The following is a 3,480-nucleotide window of genomic DNA, read 5'->3' as shown; positions in this document are numbered from 1 at the left end:
GCTGAAGCTCGCCGACGAGGCCAATACCATCGGCCTTTTCGGCGGCCGTCGCGCGATCCGTGTGTCGCCGACTTCCAAGCCGTTGCTGGCCGCGATCGAGCCGCTGTTAGCCGCGCCTTCGCAGGACGCCATCGTCATCATCGAGGCCGGTGATCTGCAGCGCAGCAATCCGCTGCGTACCGCCTGTGAGAAGGCAAGGACCGCTCTTGCGGTGCCCTGCTATGGCGACGCTGCCCGCGATCTCGGCTCGATCATCGACGAGATGGTGCGTGCCGCCGGCAAGTCGATCGACCGCACCAGCCGCGAACATCTCGCGAGCCTGCTTGGCGGCGACCGCCAGACCTCGCGGCGCGAGATCGAGAAGCTGCTGATCTATGTCGGAAGCGAACCCGCCGTGCGGGACGAGCATATCGACGCGATCGTCGGCGACACCGCCCAGCGCGAGCAGGCCATGCTTGTCGACGCCGTCTTCGCCGGGAAACTGCCGATTCTGGACCTGGCCCAGGCCAAGCTCAGCAGCGAGGGACTGGATGCCGGCGTCATGCTCGGCGCGGTGCTGCGTCAAGCCCTGGCCCTGCTGAAGGCGCGCCAGGCTGTCGACGCCGGGAAAGGCGTGAGGGACGTCGTCGGCACGATGCGCCTGCCCTATCCTCGCATCGCGACCACGGAAGCCGCGCTGAATGCCTGGCCCAGCGCGAAATTGACGGAGGCCGTGGGCCTGCTCGGCAATGCGATCCTGGCCACGCGCCAGAACGCCGACATGGGCCGCGCGGTCGCGACCCGAGTCTTGTGGACGCTGGCCCGGCTCGCCCGTAGCGGCCGGGCCGAGTGATCAGGCCTTGAGCCGGTGGCAGAGTGCGTCGAGCTGCTCGAGCGTCTTGTAGCCGATCCTGACCTCGCCCGAGCCGTTCGCGCGGTGCGCGATCGAGACCGAGAGTCCAAGCGCCTCCTCCAGCGCCTTTTCGAGCGCCCGCGTATCGGGATCCTTCTCCGCTTTGGGCTGCCTGGCTACAGCGACGCTCTTCGTTTCGCCCCGAGCTTCCTCCTGCACGACGCGCTCGATATCGCGGACGCTCAGGCCCTCGTCGATGATCTTGCGCGCCATCAGTTCCGGATCCGAAACAGACAGCAGGGCGCGGGCATGGCCAGCCGAAACAGCGCCTTCGCTGACCATCTTGCGCACCGATTCTGGCAGCTTCGACAGCCGCAGCGTATTGGCGACGTGGCTGCGGCTCTTGCCGATGACGCGCGCCAGGTCGTTCTGCGTATAGTTGAATTCGGCGATCAGCCGCTCATAGCCGGCGGCTTCCTCGATCGCGTTCAGGTCGGTGCGCTGGACGTTCTCGACGATCGCGATTTCGAGGGCTTCACGATCGTCAGCTTCGACGAGGATAACCGGCACGTCGTGTAGTTCGGCGCGCTGAGCTGCTCGCCAACGCCTCTCGCCAGCGATGATCTCATAGGCATCGACCATGCCCGGGATCGCCCGAACGATGATCGGCTGCAGGATGCCGCGTTCGCGGATCGAGGTGGTCAGCTCCTCGAGATTCTCCTCGACGAATGTCCGGCGCGGATTCCTGGCACTTGGGCGCAGGAATTCGACAGGCACCCGACGCTGGCCGCGGGCACGCTCGATCGCACCGATCTCCTCGCCGACGTCGCCGATCAATGCCGCCAGACCGCGGCCCAGGCGGGAACGCCCCTGTTCTTCGGCCATCGCCATCCTCTTTACCTCACCAATTGCTTCTTCAGGCCGCGGCGCGCAATGCGCGCTCCCGCTTGATCACCTCCGACGCCAGCCGAAGATAGGCTTGCGAGCCCGAGCAGCGCAGATCGTAGAGCAGTGCCGGCTTGCCATAGGACGGAGCCTCGGAAATCCGCACGTTGCGCGGGATCACGGTCTCATAAACCTTGTCGCCTAGGAAGTTTTTCACATCAGCCATCACCTGACCCGACAGGTTGTTTCTCGGATCGAACATCGTCAGGACCACGCCCTGGATGATCAGGCGGGGATTAAGCCCGGCGCGGACCTGCTCGACCGTCTTGAGCAGCTGGCTGAGGCCTTCGAGAGCAAAAAACTCGCATTGCAATGGCACCAGGACGGCGTCCGCCGCCGTCATCGCATTGATCGTGATAAGACTTAACGACGGCGGGCAATCGATCAGGACATAAGTCAGGTCCTGGCAGCGCTGATCGTAGACCAGCTCATCGATTGCCTTCTTCAGGCGGTGCGCACGATCCTTGGCGGATGCGATCTCCAGTTCGACCCCGAGAAGGTCGAGTGTCGACGGCGCAAGCGACAAGCCGGGAACGGCGGTAGGCTGCAGTGCCTGCCCCAGCCCGACATCACCGCAAAGGACGTCATAGGTCGAGGATTTGCGGCTGCGTCGGTCGACGCCAAGGCCCGTCGACGCATTCCCCTGGGGATCGAGATCGACAATCAGGACTTTTTCCCCGATCGCCGCGAGCGCGGTCCCGAGATTGATTGCGGTCGTCGTCTTGCCGACGCCGCCCTTCTGATTGGCAAGCGCGATCACGCGCGGGCGGCGCGGAAATGTCGCAGATGTGGCCTCAGTCATGGATCGGCTCGTCTCTCGGCCGAGCGCACCATCAGGATTCGCGCGGCGTCATCTGTTACGGAGGAAACCGTTGTCGCCTGAATCTTCCAATATCTGGCCGAGTCGGTCAATTCCGCATCTAGATGTTGTCCCTTGGGAAAGAGCCCAAGAGTGCCTGTTCTCAACAGTTCTTCACACCAGTCGAGCAGCTGCGGCAACGGCGCAAGCGCGCGCGCCGTGACCACATCGACGTTCCCGGTGAAATTGCCGATCACATCCTCGATACGAGCAGTGTGGACCTTGACCGGTGCGCCAGTGACGCGTGCCGCATGCCTGAGAAAGGCGCATTTGCGCGCGTTGCTCTCGACAAGGTCAATCTGCCCCCTCCCACGCTCGGCCAGGCAGATTCCGATCACCAGGCCCGGGAAACCGCCACCCGAGCCAAGATCGAGCCAGCGCTCGCTTTCAGGCGAGAGACCGAATACCTGCAATGAATCCGCGATATGACGGGTCCAGACATCAGCCAGCGTGGTCGAAGACACGAGATTCTTTGCCGCCTGCCAGCGCCGGAGCTCAGCAACCAGCAGCGCCAGGCGCTCCTCTGTTTCACGTGAAACAGGCGTCAAGCGCAAAGCGCGCTGCTTGTCGATCTTTTCAACAGTCACGTTGATCCTGTGGATAACGGTGCCGGGCTCCGGCCCTTCCGCGCGTGCGCGGCGAGCAGCGTCAAAGCCGCCGGCGTCATGCCCTCGATCTTTCCGGCCTGGGCGAGATCTGCGGGGCGCTGTGCCGCAAGTTTCGCCTTGAGCTCATTCGACAGGCCCGAAATGGCGTCGAGGTCGAGATCAGCCGGCACTTTCAAGGCCTGGTCGCGGCGATAGGCCTGAATCTCGGCAGCCTGTCGGTCGAGATAGACCGCGTA

4 protein-coding genes and 1 pseudogene are annotated in these 3,480 nt (G+C 64.0%); 1 reads left to right on the top strand and 4 read right to left on the bottom strand.

The window, feature by feature from the left end; translation table 11 throughout:
* Positions 1-832 (top strand): DNA polymerase III subunit delta (gene holA / locus ACIPIA_RS12495; RefSeq protein WP_400509974.1); only part of this gene is annotated, 832 nt, incomplete at its 5' end.
* Here the strand turns inward: holA and ACIPIA_RS12490 are convergent.
* From ACIPIA_RS12490 to ACIPIA_RS12475, 4 genes and pseudogenes are all read right to left on the bottom strand, one after another.
* Positions 833-1,717 carry a ParB/RepB/Spo0J family partition protein gene (locus ACIPIA_RS12490; RefSeq protein ID WP_400509971.1) on the bottom strand — a complete coding sequence of 295 codons (885 nt, stop codon included), beginning with the start codon at positions 1,715-1,717 and terminating at the stop codon, positions 833-835.
* A gap of 31 nt (positions 1,718-1,748) precedes the next feature.
* Positions 1,749-2,579, bottom strand: a complete 831-nt coding sequence (locus tag ACIPIA_RS12485; RefSeq protein WP_400509969.1) for a ParA family protein — start codon at positions 2,577-2,579, stop codon at positions 1,749-1,751.
* Complete coding sequence (rsmG, locus tag ACIPIA_RS12480) at positions 2,576-3,223, bottom strand: 16S rRNA (guanine(527)-N(7))-methyltransferase RsmG (protein WP_400509966.1); 648 nt, start codon at positions 3,221-3,223, stop codon at positions 2,576-2,578. Before rsmG ends, ACIPIA_RS12485 begins: the two co-directional genes overlap by 4 nt.
* A pseudogene (locus ACIPIA_RS12475) lies at positions 3,220-3,480 on the bottom strand (tRNA uridine-5-carboxymethylaminomethyl(34) synthesis enzyme MnmG); the annotation flags it as partial. The pseudogene ACIPIA_RS12475 and the gene rsmG, both read right to left, overlap by 4 nt.

Origin of the sequence: Allobosea sp. CER48, assembly GCF_044752385.1 — a bacterium.
GTDB lineage: Bacteria > Pseudomonadota > Alphaproteobacteria > Rhizobiales > Beijerinckiaceae > Allobosea.
Note: the sequence above shows the minus strand (reverse complement) of the source record. Positions and strands in the feature narration are given on the sequence as shown.

Excerpts from the sequence above, each read along its gene's own strand:
- ACIPIA_RS12490 (WP_400509971.1), bottom strand. The coding sequence starts at position 1,717 with ATGGCCGAAGAACAGGGGCGTTCCCGCCTGGGCCGCGGTCTGGCGGCA.
- ACIPIA_RS12485 (WP_400509969.1), bottom strand. The coding sequence starts at position 2,579 with ATGACTGAGGCCACATCTGCGACATTTCCGCGCCGCCCGCGCGTGATC.